The organism is Nostoc sp. CALU 546 (genome assembly GCF_048836525.1).
Genome location: NZ_JAWJTF010000042.1, coordinates 1 through 19925, shown reverse-complemented (window position 1 = coordinate 19925; position 19925 = coordinate 1). Strand labels below are relative to the sequence as shown.

Sequence of the window (19925 nt, the reverse complement as noted above, 5' to 3'; positions counted from 1 at the left end):
TGAATGGATTAATGCTAAATTCCTCTATCAATCAACCGCTAAATTCTCTATTTGATATTGCTAAGAATATCCAGATTGAGCCAAATTTTTGTATTTACCATCCCAATTATCAACCCTTTGCTCTACCGACTAAAATAGCCGATAGATTTCAGCAAAATTCCGTAGATTTACAACAGAAGTATCTGACTTTACTACTACGAAATTTTCTCTATGGAATCTATTACAATGGCTCTCTGCAAACTACTTTAGCAGTCAATACTGATAGTACTAATCACCCAGCAAAGAATAATTTAGCAGATAATTCCATTTTGGAAATTGATTGGGACTTTTACGAGCAGCTGCACGCCAGTAATCACGGCATAGGTTATTTTGACCCTAGATGGCAGGTGTTGCGGAAAGAGCCTGATGGGACTATGGCGGTGACTAAAGGCGGTTTAACACTTTATGTTGAGCCAGATTGCCATCTAGAATCCAGTAAGAAATCTACCAAAGTGGGTGATATGGTAGCAATCTGGATGCCCAAAAATCGACTGCAAAACGGTTCTTACTTAGCAGTGAGCAATGTCGGACAGGAACAGCAGAGTAACCCCGATGCTGATTTAGGAGCAGGGCGAATCTACTTTAACTTTACGCCATCAGGTGCGATCGCTCTGATGGAGAGCTTAACACTGCAATTGAATGCAGCCTCGATTCCCTTTAGCTTTCAAGTTCTTCACAATCCCTGTGCATACGGACGTTATGATTCGGGGCTACTCTACTTTGAACTCCCCGATTATCCAGCAATTCGCACAATTCTTCAGGCTGTTTATCAAGAAAATCAATCCCATTTCCAGCCTGAAATTCCTTTGTTTACTAAATTTTTAGCCCCAGGCTTAGGTTTAGCTGAAGAACCAACCCAAAAATTTGCCGCACAGGAAAGTTTTGGGATGAACCGTTGTCAAATCGTCGCAAATGCTTTGTTGGAAGCTTGGCAAAAAGGTAAAAATGCGATGGAAGAACGGATGAGGACGATTGACCAACACTTTGCGCGGCATCTAATAGATTTACAACGTCCTTATCTCAATCCCTGTTCTGAAGATATATATAAGCCTTTAAATTGATGGGATTGGGGAATGGGGACTGGGGACTAGGGACTGGGGACTGGGGATTGGGGAATGGGGACTAGAAGACCGATTCAGTATTCAGGGTTATGACGAAAAATTCGGGTTTCTTTTAGAGAAGGAAATTGTGCTTGAAATGACCTAAAAATCTGGTTGTCCAGTCTCGTGTTTTATATATTACTGAATCGTTGTTCTAGGGACTAGGAAGAATAATAATCCCCAGTCCCCAATCCCCAGTCCCCAGTCCCCATTCCCCAGTCCCCAGTCCCCAATCCCCAGTACCCATGCCCCAACCCCATTCAAAATTCCACAATTACCGGCGTATGGTCGCTGGGTTGGGTTAATTTTCTGGGTGCGACATCAATGATGCAACTTTTAGCACGCTCATACAAGATAGGTGTGAGATAGTGATGGTCAATCCGCCAACCTAAGTTGCGACGGAAGGCGGCGGCGCGATAATCCCACCAGCTATAATTTCCGCCTTCTGTGGTGAATTTGCGAAAAGCATCGGCAAATCCCAGTTTCAGAATATCCCGTAAGGCTTGGCGCTCTGCTTCTGTTGCCATAATGTGATTTTCTGTACTCACTTGCTCGTGAATATCCTTATCTTCTAAGGCAATGTTGAAGTCTCCGCACACACAAATTGCGGGGTGTGACAGCACGAGCAATCGCAAATACTCATGTAGCGCTGTCAACCAGCGCATTTTATACTCGTATTTCTCAGTTCCTACTGCTGCACCATTGGGAACATATAAGTTCACAATCCGAACACCATCAATTACACCTGTAATCACCCGCTTTTGCTCGTCCCATTCGTGGTGTAAATCTGGCAAAATCGCCCGAAATCCGGTACTTACATTTAAAAGTGGCTGGCGGCTAATTATGGCTACGCCATTATAGGATTTTTGTCCTGATATATAAAGGTTATAGCCTAATTCCTCAAAAGGCGATCGCGGAAATTCAGCATCCATAACCTTGGTTTCTTGCAAGCAGAGAACATCAACAGGATTCAGGGTTAACCAATCGATAACCTGTTCAAGGCGAGTGCGAATTGAGTTGACGTTCCAAGTAGCGATTTTCATTAGTTAGTTATCAGAATTTTTGTAAATTACTAATTACAAATTATGTAATTATTGTACAGTTGCTTAATATTTATAGTTTCTAGTTCATTTCTTAATTGCCTTTAAACACAGCTTTAATTATTTGATCCCATTGAACATTTTAGTATTGTCAGCTACAAAATATTCAATTTTGTAAGTTCTGCTACAAAATATTTTACTGCATTATGATCCCCAAGACAGATGCAACAAGTAATAGATTAGCTATAGGTTAGAAGTGTAGCTCAGGACTGACTTTCATTAGTAGTCCGTTAGATTTGTCGGTAGAAAGTTTGCGGTACGGTTAACTATTATTGCGCTTTTAGTAGCCTGTTAGGTTAATTTAAATGTCAAAATAGTAAGTACAAATGCTCTTTCCTCATAAAATAATGATGTAGCTCATTATTGAGGATAATTTCATAGACTGAAGCAAAAAAACGTATGAAAATCGCTCAAGTTGCCCCCTTATGGGAAAGGGTTCCACCTCCTAATTATGGAGGAATAGAACTGGTAGTGAGTCGCTTAACTGATGAACTTGTTCGTCGCGGTCATGAGGTAACTTTATTTGCCTCTGGCGATTCTCAAACTTTGGCTCATTTACAAGCAGTTTATCCGCGTGCATTGCGCTTAGACCCAAATGTGAAAGAGTATGCAGTGTACGAAATGCTAGAACTGAGCCAAGTTTACCAACGTGCTGCCCAATTCGATATTATCCATTCTCATGTAGGGATTTCGGCACTACCTTTAGCGAACTTGATAACAGTAACTTCTACAGTTCATACGCTGCATAATGATTTTACAGCTGACAACCGTTACGCATTTAGCTACCACCAAAAGCAACCATACATCAGTATTAGTAACTCGCAGCGTCAAATCGATCTTAATTATGTTGGCACGGTTTATAACGGAATTGAGCTAGCAGATTACCCATTCGTAGCCCAACCGTCAGAACCATCATATTTGGCATTTTTAGGTCGTTTTTCACCAGAGAAAGGGCCGCAACATGCGATCGCCATTGCTAAACAGAGTGGTTGGCGCTTGAAGATGGCAGGAAAGGTTGATATCAAAGACTCTGAGTTTTTTGAACAAGAGATTGCCCCCTACATAGATGGTCAGCAAATCGAATATTTAGGCGAAATTACCCACGCCGAAAAAACTGAACTTCTGGGCAATGCTGCCATAACTCTTTTCCCCATTAATTGGCAAGAACCTTTTGGCTTAGTAATGATTGAATCAATGGCAACTGGGACACCAGTCATTGCCATGAATTTCGGTTCCGTTCCTGAAGTGATTGCTCACGGCAAAACAGGTTTTATCTGCAACAGTTATGCAGAAATGGCAGCAATGATTCCACCAGCTTTGGAACTCAATCGTCAAACCTGTCGAAAATATGTGGAAAATAACTTTAGTGTTAGCCAAATGGTTAACGGATATGAAGCTGTTTACAGACAAATTATTAAAGACCGCATAGAATCGAATGGCCGCATTCATGCAGCTAACATCCAGTTTTAATAACTGCTTTTTTTTCTGAGTTTAAAACAACAACTTTTTTTTAGGAGGACATTGGTATGAGTACGAGAGCCAACACCTGCCCATGCTGCGGTGGTTCCCTCCTGCGTCATGCCCGTCATGGTGAACTATATTGGTTTTGCCTGTCGTGCCGACAAGAAGTACCGCTATTAACTGTTATTCGCTTGCCTAATGTGGATACCCGGAACACCGGGGTGGTTCCCCAGCCAGCAGTGAGTACCTAGTTTTTCATATAAAACCTACTAAAAATCAATACTGATTTAGTTTAGACCTATCAATTAGCTGCAACTGGTAAAATCAGATGAAGCTAATTGATAGGTTTAAAGTTTTGTTAGCAGCCTTACTTTATGGGCAAGAAGATTTACGCCTAGAGCAAGTTCCTGAACCCACTCCGGCGGCTGGCGAAGTTGTAATCCAAGTGGGGGCAGCAACAACTTGTGGTACAGATTTGAAAGTCTGGCGGCGTGGTGGTCATGCCAAAATGTTGAAACTACCGACACTGTTCGGTCATGAAGCGGCTGGGCGAATTGTTGCCTTGGGTGCAGGGGTGACAAATTGGCAAATAGGCGATCGCATCGTCGCTAATAATTCCGCCCCATGCATGAAATGTTTTTTTTGTCAACGCCAAGAATATTCTTTATGTCCAAATTTGACCTGGAATAACGGGACTTTTGCCCAATACCTGAAAATTCCTGCACCAATAGTACAACATAATTTGTTGCAGATTCCCGATGAATTGCCGTGGGAATTGGCAGCGATGACGGAACCTTTAGCTTGTGTATTGCATGGTGTAGCGCGTTCTCATATTAAGCCCAAAGATAAAGTAGTCGTCTTAGGAGATGGGGCGATCGGGCTAATGTTTGTGGCGGCGCTGAGTGAGAAAGCTGAGGTTTTGCTGTGGGGAGGTAATAACCACAGGTTAGAAATTGGTCAGAAATTGGGTGCAGCCCAGACCTTTAATTATCATAAAATCTCGGATATTCCCAGTGTAGTGAAAGAACTTACCCAAGGATGGGGCGCAGATGTGGTGATTGAAGCCACTGGTGTACCAAGTGTGTGGGAAACTGCGATCGCCTGCGCCCGTCCTGGTGCAACAGTCAACTTATTCGGTGGATGTCCACGGGATACCAGCATTACTGTGAATACAGAACAGCTACACTATAGCGAACTTACCATCAAAGGCGTGTTTCATAATACACCAGAGTATGTGCGATCAGCCCTTGCACTCATAGCTAGTCGCAAAATTCCCTTTGAGTTACTTATTAGCGAACAGCGGCCATTAAAAGATTTAGAACAAGTGTTTTGTGAAATGAAGGCACGAAAGGTGATTAAGGTAGCGATCCTCCCATAGATATTGACTAATTCTCCATTTTTGCAATAGTGGCTCTCCATTCAGGTTTATAGGTGGTCAGCGATCGCATATACTGGACACGTTCAAAAGCACTAGGGTCTGGACAATGCTTTTGACTCATACTCCCTTGCATTTGTTGTACTGATTCGTATTCGTGTTTTTGCATCCATTCGCATATTTCCTGCTCAATGACTCGAATGTGGTTAATCCCATGTCGTAACAGTACCGAGCAAAGCATCGTAATCTTTGCCCCAGCTATGAGCATCTTTAACACATCCTCTCCCCTGTGAATACCACTAGTTGCAGCCAAATCCGCATGAATGCGACCATAGAGAATTGCAATCCAGCGCAACGGTAATCGCATCGATTGCGGTGTACTTAATAGCACATTGGGTTCAACTTCCAGGAGATTAAGATTAATATCCGGCTGGTAAAAGCGGTTAAATAATACCAAAGCATCAGCACCCGCTTCATCCAAACGTTTTGCTATATTTGCTGTATTAGTGAAGTATGGACTGAGTTTGACTGCTACAGGGATAGTTATTACTGCTTTGACTGCACGAAGAATATCAATATCAGTCTGCTCAATTTCATGACTGGTAAGTTCCATATCGGTAGGAACGTAGTAAATATTTAATTCTAATGCGTCTGCTCCTGCTTGCTGAATTTGTTTGGCATAGTTTGTCCATCCACCAACAGATGAGCCATTGAGACTGGCAATAATTGGAATGCTCACCTTCTGCTTGGCTTTGTGGATATGCTCTAAATAAGCTTCTGGCCCTACTCGAAAGTTGATTAAATCAGGGAAGTAAGTTAAGGCTTCAGAAAAACTTTCAGTACCTTGGGTGAGGTGATGATGGAGTTCATAACGTTCCAAAAGCAACTGTTCCTCAAACAGCGAATGCATCACCACTGCTGCTGCACCTGTGTCTTCCATCCGCTGAATGTTGTCAATGTCCTCAGATAGAGGGGATGCAGAGGGAACAAGAGGCGATCGCAATTTCATCCCCATATAAGTTGTAGTAAGATCCATAATAACCTCATATCATTTAGGGTTTTATATTTTGGATTTCTTGATCAAATCCAAGTCAATTTTTTATAAAAAAGCAAACAATTACGAATTACGAATTATTTAACGTGCCGCCAAATATTGATACATTTGCCAACGGGTCTTTACATCTGCTTGAGCTTCTTTAAGTAAATGCTGTGCTGTTTCTTGGTTACTCTTAGTTAACATTTTGAAGCGGTTTTCTAGATACATATATTGCTCTAGTGGTAACTTTGGTGTGCGTGAATCAAGTTGTAGTGGGTTTTCTCCCTGCTTAATACGTTCTGGATTAAATCGATATAGTAGCCATTGACCTGAATCGACGGCAGCTTTTTGATTTTGCATTGCCGTACTCATGTTGATTCCGTGGGCAATGCAATGACTGTAGGCAATAATTAATGATGGGCCTTGATAAGCTTCAGCTTCTAAGAATGCCTTAAGAGTATGTTCATCCCGTGCGCCCATTGCTACACTAGCAATATAAACATTGCCATAAGTCATCGCCATTAAACCCAAGTCTTTTTTAGGTGCAACTTTCCCCCCAGATGCAAATTTAGCTACAGCTGCTTTGGGGGTGGCTTTGGACATTTGTCCACCTGTATTGGAATAAACTTCAGTATCAAGAATCAGAATATTAACGTTGTATCCACTGGCTAGGACATGATCTAGTCCTCCAAAACCGATATCATAACCCCAGCCATCACCACCGATAATCCAGACGCTCTTTTTTACTAAATAATCAGCAATCGATTTTAGATTTTGGATTTTAGATTTTAGATTAGGGTTTAATTCCGCAGTCAATATTTGATCTAACTTCTGTTTTAACAGCGCTACTTTTTCTCGCTGTTTCCAAATATCGGCTTCATCTTTTTGTTCAGCATTGAGAATACTATTTGCCAGTTCTTCACCCACATTTGTTGTCAGTTGTTTGAGTAATTCAACGGCGAATTCTGCCTGTTTATCAATGGAAATGCGAAAACCAAGTCCAAATTCGGCATTATCTTCAAATAACGAATTTGACCAAGCTGGGCCGCGTCCTTCGGTATTGTGCGTCCAAGGAGTAGTGGGTAAATTCCCGCCATAGATAGAAGAACAACCAGTGGCGTTGGCAACAATCATGCGATCGCCAAACAGCTGCGTTGCTAACTTAATATAAGGTGTCTCGCCACAACCAGCACAAGCCCCAGAAAATTCAAACAACGGTTCTTGCATCTGCTGTTGATTAATATGAGTAAGTTTCAGATGGCTTCTATCTGGATTAGGAATATTCAAAAAGAAATCCCAATTTTCCCGTTCTTGTTCCCGTAATGGCAGTTGCGGTTCCATGTTAATGGCTTTGTGGCGTAGTTCTGATTTATTCTTCGCCGGACAAACATCTACGCAAATACCACAGCCAGTACAATCTTCTGCTGCCACTTGGATAGTATATTTTAAGCCTTGCCAATCGTGGTCTTTAGCACTAGCACTTTTAAATGTCGGTGGTGCATTTTCTAACTGCTGCGGCTCGTAAACTTTACTACGGATGACACTGTGAGGACACAACATAACGCACTTACCACACTGAATGCAGACATCTGTATCCCAAACAGGTATTTCTTGAGCAATGTTACGCTTTTCCCATTTCGCCGTCCCAGTGGGATAAGTGCCATCTGCTGGTAAAGCACTAACTGGTAATTCATCCCCTTGACGAGTAATTATCTTACCTATGACATCACGGACAAAAGCAGGTGCAGTGCCAGGGATTGAAGATTGGTTTTCTTTTTCATTCCCTATTTTCCTTTCCCTATTCCCCACTTCATACAGATTTTCTAATGTGGTATCTACTGCTTTGAGGTTCATCTGCACAATTTCATCGCCTTTCTTGCCGTAAGTCTTGCGGATGGACTTTTTGATTTCTGCAATGGCTTCTTCTCGTGGTAATACACCGGATAAGGCGAAGAAACAAACCTGCATTACCGTGTTAATTCTGCCAGCCATACCTGCTTGACGAGCAACTTTATAGGCATTAATTACATAAAATTTCAGACGTTTTTGAATAATTTGTTCTTGTACTGATGTCGGCAGATGATCCCAAACTTCATCTTTTTCATAAGGAGAATTAACTAAGAATGTACCGTCTGGTACGATGCCTTTCAGGATCGGAAATTTTTCGATAAATTCCCATTGGTGACAGGCGACAAAGTTAGCTTTGCTAATTAAATAGGTCGAACGAATTAATTGTGAACCAAAACGTAGATGGGAAACTGTGACAGAACCTGATTTCTTGGAATCGTAGACAAAATAGCCTTGAGCGTAATTGTTGGTTTCTTCTCCAATGATTTTAATTGAGTTTTTATTAGCGCTTACTGTACCATCTGCACCCAAACCATAAAAAATCGCTCTTACTGTGTTATCTAGTTCAATACTAAAGTCGGGGTCATAATTCAAGCTGGTGTGGGTGACATCATCGTTAATGCCGATAGTAAAATGATTTTTTGGTTCAGCCGCAGCAAGATTATCAAAGACAGCTTTAATCATCGCTGGTGTGAATTCTTTAGAAGATAAACCGTAGCGACCACCAATAATTTTGGGTAGTGTGGTAGGAGGCAGGGGAAAAGATCCTTCTCCCTGCTCCCCTACTTCTTTTCCCCATGTTTCATGAATAGCAGCGACTACATCCAAATACAATGGTTCACCAGATGCACCGGGTTCTTTGGTGCGGTCTAAAACTGCGATGCTACGGATAGTTTTTGGTAAGGCGGCTACAAATCGCGTAGCATCATAAGGGCGATATAGTCGTACTTTCAAAACGCCCACTTTCTCACCACAGGCGTTGAGGGAATCTACTGTTTCATGAACAGCCTCACAACCAGAACCCATCAGCACAATAACTCGTTCGGCTGCTGGGTCACCGTGGTATTCAAATAGTTGGTACTGTCGCCCAGTCATCGCGGCAAATTCATCCATGACTTTCTGGGTGATGTCTGGACAAGCTAAATAGTAAGGATTGACAGTTTCCCTGGCTTGGAAGTAAACATCAGGGTTTTGTGTTGTACCGCGCAAAACTGGTTTATCGGGGGTGAGGGCGCGTGACCGATGGGCGAATACTAATTCATCGGGAATAAATTCTCGCAAGTCATCTTCTACTAACAGTTCAAGTTTGTTAATTTCGTGGGAGGTGCGAAAGCCATCAAAAAAGTGCAGGAACGGTATTCGTGATTCTAAGGTTGCCCGTGTTGCTATCAAAGCAAAATCTTGTGCTTCTTGCACTGATGCAGAACAGAACATAGCAAAACCAGTGCCACGCGCTGCCATCACATCGCTGTGGTCGCCAAAAATAGAGAGGGCTTGGGCGGCTAGCGATCGCGCGGCAATATGAAAAACTGTAGGTATTAATTCCCCAGCAATTTTGTACATATTGGGGATCATTAACAATAATCCCTGCGATGCTGTAAATGTGGTTGTCAGTGAACCGGTTTGCAAAGCACCATGTACAGCACCAGCCACACCTCCTTCACTCTGCATCTGTACCACCGAGGGAACAGTACCCCAAATGTTGCGTTTTCCTTCATTAGCCCAAGCATCTGACCACTCAGCCATTGGTGAAGAAGGTGTAATTGGATAGATCGTAATAACTTCATTCAGTCGATAAACGATTTGGGCAACAGTTTCATTGCCGTCTATGATTGCAAAGCTTCTCTTGTTCATCTTCAAAGCACCTGGTCTTCAAGGGCTAGCAATGACTATGCTGAATCTACTTTTGACATTAGGATAAGAAGTTGAGAAACTTGTGAAGAACTAAAATCGAGCTTTTTTAGACTTGTGTGTACACTGTAGTACTTGCAAAGAAAGAAGATTCGGCTTTGCTGGGTTATCGCTGTGACTAATTGAAATAATATTGCTGAAAAACGGGAAGACTATGGTTATTCCCTAATAGGGAAATTTCCATGAAAATCCCGAACAGCAAAATGCTCAAAAAATCTCTCCTTAACTATTTAATTTTGCCTTTATCTTTAATGCCTTGGCTGTGCGTGGGAACGCTTTTTGATTCCCAAGCTAATGCTTTACCAGGGCAAAGTACAGAAGAAGTAGGCACTTGGATTAAAGCACATCCCACACTCCGTCCCAGGAGTGGAGAACAATTATTTGTACAAAAGACTGATACAGCTGCCCAACGATTCACTTTTCAGGCGTCGGTATTGCCTCCTGGGAGAGTGGAGTTTTCCAAAGACCGAGGCAGAATTCGCTCTGAACGCATTGCTATGTATGATGCTATTAACGGCATGACATTTGAGCGCCTTCAAGAATCCTTGCGGGTGATTTATGGCTTAGAGATTTATCAAGACTACGATCGCGCCCAAGTCGTGTATCAATATCCCAACCAAAAGGTAGTTAACTCAGCGCGTCTAGCCAGAACTCCGATTCGGGAAGCCTTGAAGGGAGAATTGCGAGTAGGCGATCGCTATGTATATTGGGTAGAAATTGCCCAACCCAAGGCTGGCAAAGCTTTTACTGGTCAAATGACGGTTTTGCTTAAAACTGACCTAGACAAATTAGAAAAGGAACTGCAAATTCGTTAATGGGCATAGGGCATTGGGCATTGGGCATTGGTTATTCCCCTTGTCTCCCTCGATCCCTCTATCCCTTCTCGTTGAAAGATTACTGAATCCGTATCCTACAACTTCCCCAACTCCATCTGAGCTAGGGTTTGCCATGTACCCGAAAAGATACTTTCAGATGCTAAGGAAATGCGTAGCAAATCTTCTTTCAGAAGTGGCGGCCAATCAACCCCGGCTTTACGCCCTGCGCCAAATAGCTGTTGCGCCTTAATACTTAATTGATAAAGGGCCAAAGCCAGTTCTCGGTCTAGGCTCTTTGCATCTTTAAGGGCTTCAAACACCACTTTCAATGCTAACAAAATCGAAGTGATCTGACCGGGTACCGGTGGTTTCCCCTGTTTCATACGCGTTAACAGCGCATCTGGGTTTTCCTCGGTTGTGATTGTCTGATCTATGAGGAGTTTCCGAGCTGTTTCGTAATTCATGTAGCCAGTTTAGCGTACATTTTACTTCAGCAGGAATACCTAATTAAAAAGTCATAGAATTGGCTTCTAGTTATTTCTAGCAATCTCTTATGATTTGTGAAAAGATAAGCGTGGGGAAAATGATCGGGAATTTGCGATGCTCTAGGTTAACCAGATAGACTGAATATAATATCTTTGAAAAATACACCTTGCTAGGAATCAACAACAAAATGATATCGTCAAATTTACTCGAAATTGAGCGTTCCATCCTTGCCTTGTCTGTGGAAGAACAGCTTTGGCTGTTAGAAAGTATTGCTAGACAAATCCGAGAAAGTGAGTATATAAAAGATAAATTGCCTGATGCGAAGAATCCAGAAGAACAACTGGAAGTGATGCCTTGTGAGCCAAAAATTCAAACAGAAATTCCCCTTATAAATGATGAATTTGCAATTTCGGAAATACTCTGAACTGTAGGAGTAAAATTTATGAGATTGCCAGACTTGAACAGTCAAATATACAAGTTATCTGTGAGCGTTCCCTTACAATTACTGACTGCGATCGCCCAAAAATATAGCTGCGATCGCAGTCTCTAAATTGATCGTTTACATCGAAAAAGCAGTGTTAAGCAGTAATAGTCATAACCTTCTATGTCACCTAGATAGCCAAGTTTTTTCTTTTTACACGGAGAATTAGCGATCGCAAAATCAGATTATTACTCATAAAATTAATTTGGCACTTTCGATTAACAGTTAACATTTCGTTATAGATTGGCTCTATATGACGGTACATAGTTACCAATCAATAAGTAGCATAGATAACTTTCTCATCTAGTTTTGTAAATTGACTTTTGTTTCATCTGTCTTTACTATTCAACCCCATCATGGTATATCACTGGGATAAATACGCTCCTGTGATGTTGCTGATTAATAAGTCAATGGGACAATCGCGCAAAAACAAATATCTTGGGTGCTTATTACATTGTTTGAAGTTATGTAGCCTTTTGATTACGGCCTATCAACCACTGCGGTAGACTATGCGTTGATTATGATTCTTTCGCAGAGAAGAACACTCGAAAGGAGCCGTTTTTTCAATGTCTCATACCGTAAAAATCTACGACACCTGCATTGGCTGCACCCAATGCGTCCGCGCTTGCCCTACTGATGTACTTGAGATGGTTCCTTGGGATGGCTGTAAAGCTGCTCAAATTGCCTCTTCACCCCGTACAGAAGACTGCGTGGGCTGTAAGCGCTGCGAAACCGCTTGTCCCACCGACTTTTTGAGCATCCGGGTTTACCTGGGCGCTGAAACAACTCGCAGTATGGGTCTAGCCTACTAAAAAGCTGAGTGCTGAGTGCTGAGTGCCGAGTGTTGAAACAGAAAGAAGTAAATCAAAAAAACAATTTCTTGATTCTTCACTCGGAACTCGGAACTCGGAACTCAAGACTTTGAAGCTTCTCAATAGCAAGCAACTTTAGTATCGTAGAGTGGACACTGCCCGCTTTACGAAATTGTAATTTTAGATTGGGGATAAAATCTCTGGGTATCTAAATCCTAAAAGCCGTATTTGTACCGTTAGGTCAAACGCTGACGGTGCATTCACTGTCAAAGCCCGAAATCCATAACAATACTTAGTGGTAGAGGGAGTAAATTACTCCCTTTTTTCTTTGCAAAACGTCGAGTTTGTGGTAAACACTATACTGGATTTAATCATCCTGAAAAAAAGTGGTGTGAACAATGTGCGGAATTGTTGGATATATAGGCACTCAAGCGGCGACAGACATTTTACTGGCTGGGCTGGAAAAACTAGAGTACAGGGGCTACGATTCTGCTGGAATCGCCACTATTTGGGAAGGTGAGGTAAATTGTGTACGGGCAAAAGGCAAACTCCATAATCTGCGTTCTAAACTGGAACAAATAGAAACTCCTGCCCAAATTGGTATTGGTCATACACGCTGGGCAACTCATGGTAAACCAGAAGAGTACAACGCCCATCCCCATTTAGATACGGCAAAGCGAGTAGCGGTGGTGCAAAATGGCATTATCGAAAACTATCGTGAGTTACGCGAGGAACTCAAAGCAAAAGGACACGAATTTCGTTCTGAAACCGATACCGAAGTTATTCCCCATCTCATCGCCGAATTTTTAAAGAATCTTCCCCCCTCATCTCCCTCATCTGCCTCATCTCCCTTCCTAGAAGCAATTCGTCAAGCCGTTAACCACTTGCGCGGGGCGTTTGCACTTGCAGTTATTTCTGCTGACTTCCCCGATGAATTGATTGTTGTTCGTCAACAAGCACCTTTGGTAATTGGTTTTGGCCAAGGGGAATTCTTTTGTGCATCTGACACGCCAGCGATCGTTGCCTACACCCGTGCGGTGCTACCTTTGGAAAATGGCGAAATTGCCCGTCTCACACCTTTGGGCGTTGAGATTTACAATTTTGCTGGCGACAGGCTGAAAAAACAACCCCGGCTGCTCAACTTCAATCCTGCAATGGTTGAAAAGCAGGGCTTCAAACACTTCATGCTCAAAGAAATTCATGAGCAACCAGGGGTAGTAAGAGCTAGTTTAGAAGCATACTTTAATCCAGGCGAATCTATCGAATCCCCAATTAATCTTGGTTTACCGGCGGATTTATATACCGATTTAGAACAAATTCAGATCCTCGCCTGTGGTACTAGTTGGCACGCAGCATTAATCGGAAAATATTTAATCGAACAATTAGCAGGAATTTCAACTCAGGTACATTACGCTTCTGAATATCGCTATGCACCATCACCTTTGACGGCGAACACGCTGATTATTGGTGTTACCCAATCAGGTGAAACCGCTGATACCCTAGCAGCTTTGGCAATGGAAAAAGAACGTCGCCAGGGGAAAGAACCCAAATATCAAGCGCGACTACTAGGCATTACTAATCGTCCCGAAAGCAGTCTTGGTGATATGGTACCGCATGTCATTAGTACCCTAGCGGGAATTGAAATTGGGGTAGCGGCGACAAAAACTTTTACTGCTCAACTGATGGCGTTTTATGCTTTAGCATTGGATTTAGCAGCTCGTCGTCAGACAGTTTCCAAAGACACATTAGAGAAAATTATTAACGGGTTGCGGCAGCTTCCTAAAGAAATTGAAGCAACTTTGGAAAGTCAAGAACGTTTAACCGAACAGCTAGCCCACGAATTCGCCGAAACCAAAGATTTTATCTTTGTGGGAAGAGGAATCAACTTCCCCATTGCTTTAGAAGGGGCGTTGAAATTAAAAGAAATTAGTTATATTCACGCTGAAGGGTATCCAGCTGGAGAGATGAAACATGGCCCGATCGCACTTTTAGATGCGAAAGTACCAGTAGTTGCGATCGCAATCCCTGGTAGTGTGTACGAAAAAGTTATTTCTAATGCCCAAGAAGCCAAAGCTAGAGATTCTCGATTAATTGGCGTGACTCCTGTCAACGATGGCGAAGCTGCGGAAATCTTTAACGATCTTCTTCCCGTCTCTCATGTGGAAGAGTTACTTTCTCCAATTCTGACAGTAGTTCCTTTGCAATTATTGGCTTATCATATTGCCGCCCGTCGCGGTTTGGATGTCGATCAGCCAAGAAATTTGGCCAAGTCGGTAACAGTAGAATAGTCTATTTATAGAGGTAGTAGCTGTTGTACAACAATAATAAAGTCGTATAACACATAAAATAATTATACAACTTATCCTGTAGGTGAATATGTAAGCATCTACAGGAATTTTTATGAGAGCAATACAACAGTAATCTAATACCGATAATATTACATCTTCTCACGATACCGATTTGCGCTAGCGTTTCCAAGGGAGAAGGCTTAAGCTTCTCTTCTCAACGAGAGGCTGCGCCAGCAAGACGCTACGCGAACGCTTATCGGAATCGTTTTCTCAGCCACCAAACCATAAAACCAACAATGATTCCAAGTAATAGACTGGCACTTAAAGGATAGTTGCAAAAGAAGCGAACTTGACTAAAAATATCTTTACAATCTTTTGCTGTCTCTCTTACCAGGGATACAGTTGCTATACCAGCACCAGCAACAGCTACAAGCTCTTGGAAATTGCGCTCTCGTTCTGCCTTCTCGACTTCTACGCGACTGCGAGTAGCGTTAATTGTATCTTCTAAAAGTTGCAAGCCAAGCTGCATATTCTCGATATCTTTGGTAATTTGTGGTAAATATTTTTTGTTGGCTATATCGCTAAACTTTTCTAAAAAATCTAACTGATTATTTTGACCTGCTTTTTCTTTAATCAAACCCAAGCGAAGTTGATAATTAGATAAATTAATTTCAATAATTTGTTTTTGAAAAGAAAGGTTTAGTAAGTCGATTGTGTATTGCTGGAGAATATTATCAACGTTATTTAAAACTTGACGAGAAGTGGTAAAACTTTGCTTTGACTGCCAATGGTTAATTTGGTTAGTAATTTTTCTATTTTCTTCAATTTTTTTATAATGATTGAGCAAAGATTCTTTGACTAAACGACTTTGCCAATAAGCCCACGCAATCTTACTTCGATAACAAAACAAACCCATCCAATCTTTATAAAATTCCGCAGCTTGTTCTGCACTCTCTCGATGAGGATAAATAGCGATAACCACATGATGTTGATTACTCTTTAGAAGAGTGGTTACTTTTTCTTGGCTCTGATTTATATATTGTGAGTGCCCTATTTCAAAAACTTTTCCATCTAAAAAAGTACCTTTTTCTGGTTGCCAAGAAGTATCTTTAAATAAAGCATAATAGCAATCTTTGGCAATCTCTTCAGGATTTCGAGACGAGTTTTCTGGTAGCCAACCAGACAGCAACCAGGTTTGTCCAATTATTGCCAGTTCTTTATTTAGTTTTTGTTCGATTTCAGTTTTTAAGATTGTAAAAGACTTAGCTGGTTGAGTTTCAGTTTGATTATTAATAGAGCAATCTATTTGTAAGCCATAAGTATCATTTAATCTAACAGGATAATAGTATCCTTCTAAAGTTTTATCTTGAGAAATAAAGTCAATTCGACGAGCAGGTTCTATAAGCTCTAAATATTCATTTTCACCTTCATGCTCTTGGAATTGAGTATTAGGTGGTATAGGTGGTAACTGAGCTAAAAAAGCCGCTTGATTTTTTTTGGTTTCTGCATCAGTTGTGTTTAAAGAAGTTTTTAAAGCATATAAAAACAAATCGAGTGTCGGATAGATTAAATCGCTCATCACAAGGGCAAAACTAATTTGATTGATTGGATTGAGATAAAAATTGTTTCAATTTTTCTAAAAATGTGGCTTGTTTAACTGTTTCTTCGGGTTTAGAAGAACTACCAACTATGACTACAACATTATTAAGTTGGCTTTCGTAGCCTGTAGCTTCATTTTTTGGTTTAAAGCCTCTAGTTATTGCAGCCTTTTCAAGAGTATTGAGTCTACTAATTTCTGCTTCACTAGGAAGTAAATCATCAGGAATTTCTTCTAGATTATCTAATTGAGATTTATAAAGTTGATAAGAATTATTTAAGTCAGGATTAAGGGTAATTATTTCTAATAAACGTCCTTTAATATAGTCTTCCCAAGCTTTGGGTTGAGTGTCTAATTGCTTGGCAACTTCTTTTAAATTTTGTTTCTCTTGTTCTCCAAGGGCGGTTTTTAAGTCTTGAAACGCCAAGAGAAAAGCGATAATAGTATTATCGGCCTTTGTATTCATAGGTTTTTATACCAAACTCACTACGACTAGTATAAACGTAATTTCAGTGAGATAATTACAGCATATATTTCATGTTCAGTTTTGATTTTCTATCTCTAAAAAGAATAATTTACTAACTAAAATGTTTTTTATTATACCTTTGCTTGTGTAAATCAATTTAGTTTATTGCACTGTATTCTAGTGATTTTTCATACAACCTAAACGAATGCTGTAGACAGATTTTGCCTACAGTTCAACCAAAAAGTTATCAGAGTCAGTCAGGTAATAAAAATGGCATCGGAATGGGCTGCTCAAGTTATTGGAATTAATTATTACCCAGAGTACACCACTCTAAAGCCGCTAACAGCAGCAGCAGAGGATGCAGAGAAAATTGCCGAACAACTAGAAATATACGGTTATAGACCTTTTCGCGCTCAGTGTTTACCTAGAACTTTAAACCAGAAGGGAGAAAGTAAAATTGATCGCCAAGGGGCGGTAAAGGTGCAAGAATTAGAAGAAGCGATCGCTAATCTTTTCAATCCTCCTCATCCAAACCCCACGCCAGAAACAGCCTTATTCTTTTTTTCTGGACATGGGTGGTGCAAAACTGTAGCGGGGAAGGAAGAAGTGTTTATAGCTACTAGTGATGCTCTACCGAAAGATGAAATCTATGGTATACCTTTAAGTTGGTTGGGTGAGCAGCTGCAAAGAAGTCAGGCTAAACGAGTCGTTGTTTGGCTAGATTGCTGCTATAGCGGTGAATTGCTAAAGTTTATTCCCACAGATAAAGACTACTGTTTTATTACTGCAACCCGTTCCTACGAAACTGGTGTGGAAATTCCTCACAAGCAGGGGTTGTTGACGAAGGCGTTACTTGCAGGATTGAACCCGGAAAATGACGCAGATGGGATCATTAATAGCCACAAATTGGGAGATTTCATTCTCAAGCAAATGCAGAGTGCAGTCCAGCGTCCGTTAATTGCCAATTCGCCACGAGCAATTTTGCTGACAACTAAGTTTTCGCAAAAAAGCTTTCAGGATAAGTGTCCTTATCGTTCTCTGTCGTATTTTACCGAGACAAAGGAAGATGCTGAGGTTTTTTATGGGCGGAGTGCGCTAATTCAGGAGTTGATTCAACAGGTAAAAGATAAGCATCGCCTAATTGCTGTATTAGGTGCTTCCGGTGGTGGGAAATCATCTTTGTTACGGGCGGGGTTACTCTACCAGTTGAAGCTAGGACAAGAGATTCCCGGAAGCGATCGCTGGACTTATATTACACCGTTTACGCCTAAAGAATCTCCTGTTGACAGTTTACAAGAGGCTTTTGCACTTTCTTTGCCTGGGGTGTGCTTTCAAAGTCTTAGATCCCCCCAACCCCCCTTAAAAAAGGGGGGCGAAGAGTCTCTTAAAGTCTCCCTTCAAAAGCAGGGCGAAGAATCTCTTAAAGTCCCCCTTTTGAAGGGGGATTTAGGGGGATCTAAAAAGTTAGGCGGGACAACGGAAAATATTGCATATATCCTCGGCGAGGAGTTAAAAGCATTAAACACACCAGTCATCTTGATTATCGACCAGTTTGAAGAATGCTTTACTATGTGCGATGACAGTCAGCGCAAAGAATTTTTTGACTGTTTGCAGGAATTAATTGACTGTACAGATAACCTCTATATCTTCATTGGGATGCGATCGGATTTTCGCGGGAGATGGCGAGAATATCCCGAATTCGCCAGCAGAATTAATAAACCTTATGTCAACGTCGAACACTTAAACCGTGAGGAAATTGAAGAAGCGATTACTAAACCGGCTGATTGGGTAGGATTAGGCATAGAAGGCACGTTAAAACAGCAACTAATTAATGATGTTGAAGATTACCCCGAAAGTTTGCCCTTGCTGCAATATACACTAACAGAATTGTGGCGTGAGTCGAGAAAGAAAGACGATCAGGATCTTAAACTGGAAACTTACAGCACTTTCGGCAGCTATGAGGTACATCCTCAAACCTCATAGCTATGCAGGAGAGGGGGAAGAAGAAAAACTGTATTACATAATAGCGGGAAGCGCTGTATAAGAAATTAGGCGGGGTGGAAGGAACGCTACAAAAACGCGCTGATGCAGTTTACGAAAGTCTTTCAGCAATAGAACAAACTGTGGCGCGGCGGATTTTTCTAGAATTGACTCAAATGGGAGAAACCACAGATGTCAGGCGGCGCGTGCGTTTAGGCGAGTTGGTTAATTCCCATCATTCCTTGGAACTTTTGCAACAGGTGAGTGAGAAGTTAGCCGATAAAGATGCACGATTAATTACCAAGAGGGATGAGCCGGATTCCCAGGATGTAATTTTAGATGTTGTCCACGAAGCCTTAATCCGTCACTGGCAGATGTTGCGGGAGTGGAAAGAGGAATATAAGTTGGGAATAGGCATTGAGCGGCAGATTGAAGGGGAAGCCCAAGAATGGGAGAAGAAGGAGAAAAATGAGGAATTTCTCAGACAATATGGCAGGTTAGCAGTAGCAGAAGAATATTTAACTAAATTTGGCGATTGGCAAATGCTGAATGGGTTAGCGGAGGAATACATTCAGAAGAGTAAAGAATTAAAAAATCGCCTTGAGCTAAAAGCGGAAGAAAGCCAACAAGAAAAGTTAGCAGCAGCAAAGCGGCAAAATCGAGTTATTACTTTATTTAGTATGGGGTTAGCTGGAGTTGCGATCTTTGCTGGTTATCAATGGTGGAACGCCCAAAACAAAGCCAAGGAAGCAGCACAACAAAGTGCCGTTGCTCTGGCTCAAAGTTCTGAAGCTTCTTTACTATCCGACAGGCAACTTGAGGCTGCGGTTGCAGCTATACAGTCAGGTAGACAAATTTCAGGTAGACCAATTAAAAATGTCAATTTAGAACAAACGGCTAACCAGCAAGCTGTAGTGGCACTCAAGCGTGCAATTTACAATTGGCCAGAACAAAACCGCTTGGAAGGGCATAGCGAAGGGGTCAGTAGCGTCGCATTTAGCCCCGATGGCAAGACCATCGCTTCTGCAAGTGATGACAAGACCGTCAAACTCTGGGATGCAGCTACAGGTAAGGAAATCACCACCTTCAAGGGGCATAGCAATGCGGTCAGGGGCGTCGCATTTAGCCCC

General features: G+C 41.6%; 16 protein-coding genes. 10 read left to right on the top strand and 6 right to left on the bottom strand.

Annotated elements, in window-relative coordinates; translation table 11 throughout:
• Nucleotides 1–11: 11 nt before the first annotated feature.
• Nucleotides 12–1100: a T3SS effector HopA1 family protein gene (locus tag RRG12_RS20665; protein ID WP_420760553.1), complete on the top strand. Its 1089-nt coding sequence runs from the start codon at nt 12–14 to the stop codon at nt 1098–1100.
• A 299-nt stretch (nt 1101–1399) separates the two neighbouring features.
• Here the strand turns inward: RRG12_RS20665 and xth are convergent, their stop codons facing one another.
• Entirely contained in the window at nt 1400–2182 is a 783-nt protein-coding gene (gene xth / locus RRG12_RS20660) for an exodeoxyribonuclease III (protein ID WP_069070519.1), read from the bottom strand.
• A gap of 456 nt (nt 2183–2638) precedes the next feature.
• Here xth and RRG12_RS20655 point away from each other — a divergent pair, with 456 nt between their 5' ends.
• The 3 genes from RRG12_RS20655 to RRG12_RS20645 all read left to right on the top strand — a co-directional run bounded on the left by RRG12_RS20655 (nt 2639) and on the right by RRG12_RS20645 (nt 5078).
• Nucleotides 2639–3709 (top strand): glycosyltransferase family 4 protein, encoded by a 1071-nt coding sequence (locus RRG12_RS20655; RefSeq protein WP_420760552.1) that lies wholly within the window; start codon nt 2639–2641, stop codon nt 3707–3709.
• Nucleotides 3710–3765: 56 nt separating this feature from the next.
• A complete protein-coding gene (locus RRG12_RS20650; protein ID WP_420760551.1) occupies nt 3766–3951 on the top strand; it encodes a hypothetical protein in 186 nt (61 codons plus the stop codon).
• Between the two features lie 104 nt (nt 3952–4055).
• Nucleotides 4056–5078 carry a zinc-dependent alcohol dehydrogenase gene (locus tag RRG12_RS20645; protein WP_420760579.1) on the top strand — a complete coding sequence of 341 codons (1023 nt, stop codon included), beginning with the start codon at nt 4056–4058 and terminating at the stop codon, nt 5076–5078.
• Nucleotides 5079–5085: 7 nt separating this feature from the next.
• On the opposite strand, the gene RRG12_RS20640 is transcribed toward RRG12_RS20645, so the two are convergent.
• Both RRG12_RS20640 and nifJ read right to left on the bottom strand, forming a co-directional pair.
• Complete coding sequence (locus tag RRG12_RS20640) at nt 5086–6111, bottom strand: dihydroorotate dehydrogenase-like protein (RefSeq protein WP_420760550.1); 1026 nt, start codon at nt 6109–6111, stop codon at nt 5086–5088.
• Nucleotides 6112–6210: 99 nt separating this feature from the next.
• Nucleotides 6211–9813, bottom strand: a complete 3603-nt coding sequence (gene nifJ / locus RRG12_RS20635; RefSeq protein ID WP_420760549.1) for a pyruvate:ferredoxin (flavodoxin) oxidoreductase — start codon at nt 9811–9813, stop codon at nt 6211–6213.
• A 260-nt stretch (nt 9814–10073) separates the two neighbouring features.
• Between nifJ and RRG12_RS20630 the strand changes: the two genes are divergently transcribed.
• Nucleotides 10074–10685 (top strand): hypothetical protein, encoded by a 612-nt coding sequence (locus RRG12_RS20630; RefSeq protein ID WP_420760578.1) that lies wholly within the window; start codon nt 10074–10076, stop codon nt 10683–10685.
• 95 nt (nt 10686–10780) lie between these two features.
• Here the strand turns inward: RRG12_RS20630 and RRG12_RS20625 are convergent, their stop codons facing one another.
• Nucleotides 10781–11149 (bottom strand): Dethiobiotin synthetase, encoded by a 369-nt coding sequence (locus tag RRG12_RS20625; RefSeq protein WP_069070526.1) that lies wholly within the window; start codon nt 11147–11149, stop codon nt 10781–10783.
• Nucleotides 11150–11358: 209 nt separating this feature from the next.
• On the opposite strand from RRG12_RS20625, the gene RRG12_RS20620 reads away from it, so the two are divergent.
• The 3 genes from RRG12_RS20620 to glmS all read left to right on the top strand — a co-directional run bounded on the left by RRG12_RS20620 (nt 11359) and on the right by glmS (nt 14752).
• A complete protein-coding gene (locus RRG12_RS20620; RefSeq protein WP_420760548.1) occupies nt 11359–11595 on the top strand; it encodes a hypothetical protein in 237 nt (78 codons plus the stop codon).
• 623 nt (nt 11596–12218) lie between these two features.
• Complete coding sequence (gene psaC, locus RRG12_RS20615) at nt 12219–12464, top strand: photosystem I iron-sulfur center protein PsaC (RefSeq protein ID WP_012411495.1); 246 nt, start codon at nt 12219–12221, stop codon at nt 12462–12464.
• Nucleotides 12465–12862: 398 nt separating this feature from the next.
• Nucleotides 12863–14752: a glutamine--fructose-6-phosphate transaminase (isomerizing) gene (gene glmS, locus RRG12_RS20610; RefSeq protein WP_420760547.1), complete on the top strand. Its 1890-nt coding sequence runs from the start codon at nt 12863–12865 to the stop codon at nt 14750–14752.
• A 253-nt stretch (nt 14753–15005) separates the two neighbouring features.
• On the opposite strand, the gene RRG12_RS20605 is transcribed toward glmS, so the two are convergent.
• On the bottom strand, nt 15006–16331 hold the full coding sequence (locus tag RRG12_RS20605) for a hypothetical protein (protein ID WP_069070529.1): 1326 nt from the start codon (nt 16329–16331) through the stop codon (nt 15006–15008).
• A 13-nt stretch (nt 16332–16344) separates the two neighbouring features.
• Entirely contained in the window at nt 16345–16815 is a 471-nt protein-coding gene (locus RRG12_RS20600) for a hypothetical protein (RefSeq protein ID WP_069070530.1), read from the bottom strand.
• Nucleotides 16816–17085: 270 nt separating this feature from the next.
• Between RRG12_RS20600 and RRG12_RS20595 the strand changes: the two genes are divergently transcribed.
• On the top strand, nt 17086–18798 hold the full coding sequence (locus RRG12_RS20595; RefSeq protein ID WP_420760546.1) for a caspase family protein: 1713 nt from the start codon (nt 17086–17088) through the stop codon (nt 18796–18798).
• A 74-nt stretch (nt 18799–18872) separates the two neighbouring features.
• The coding region (locus RRG12_RS20590; RefSeq protein WP_420760545.1) for a WD40 repeat domain-containing protein at nt 18873–19925 on the top strand (1053 nt) is incomplete at its 3' end.

Coding starts and splice junctions, on each gene's coding strand:
- RRG12_RS20620 (WP_420760548.1), top strand. CDS start 11,359: ATGATATCGTCAAATTTACTCGAAATTGAGCGTTCCATCCTTGCCTTG.
- glmS (WP_420760547.1), top strand. CDS start 12,863: ATGTGCGGAATTGTTGGATATATAGGCACTCAAGCGGCGACAGACATT.
- RRG12_RS20600 (WP_069070530.1), bottom strand. CDS start 16,815: ATGAATACAAAGGCCGATAATACTATTATCGCTTTTCTCTTGGCGTTT.
- RRG12_RS20605 (WP_069070529.1), bottom strand. CDS start 16,331: ATGAGCGATTTAATCTATCCGACACTCGATTTGTTTTTATATGCTTTA.
- RRG12_RS20640 (WP_420760550.1), bottom strand. CDS start 6,111: ATGGATCTTACTACAACTTATATGGGGATGAAATTGCGATCGCCTCTT.
- nifJ (WP_420760549.1), bottom strand. CDS start 9,813: ATGAACAAGAGAAGCTTTGCAATCATAGACGGCAATGAAACTGTTGCC.
- RRG12_RS20625 (WP_069070526.1), bottom strand. CDS start 11,149: ATGAATTACGAAACAGCTCGGAAACTCCTCATAGATCAGACAATCACA.
- RRG12_RS20665 (WP_420760553.1), top strand. CDS start 12: ATGCTAAATTCCTCTATCAATCAACCGCTAAATTCTCTATTTGATATT.
- RRG12_RS20630 (WP_420760578.1), top strand. CDS start 10,074: ATGCTCAAAAAATCTCTCCTTAACTATTTAATTTTGCCTTTATCTTTA.
- xth (WP_069070519.1), bottom strand. CDS start 2,182: ATGAAAATCGCTACTTGGAACGTCAACTCAATTCGCACTCGCCTTGAA.
- RRG12_RS20650 (WP_420760551.1), top strand. CDS start 3,766: ATGAGTACGAGAGCCAACACCTGCCCATGCTGCGGTGGTTCCCTCCTG.
- psaC (WP_012411495.1), top strand. CDS start 12,219: ATGTCTCATACCGTAAAAATCTACGACACCTGCATTGGCTGCACCCAA.
- RRG12_RS20655 (WP_420760552.1), top strand. CDS start 2,639: ATGAAAATCGCTCAAGTTGCCCCCTTATGGGAAAGGGTTCCACCTCCT.
- RRG12_RS20595 (WP_420760546.1), top strand. CDS start 17,086: ATGGCATCGGAATGGGCTGCTCAAGTTATTGGAATTAATTATTACCCA.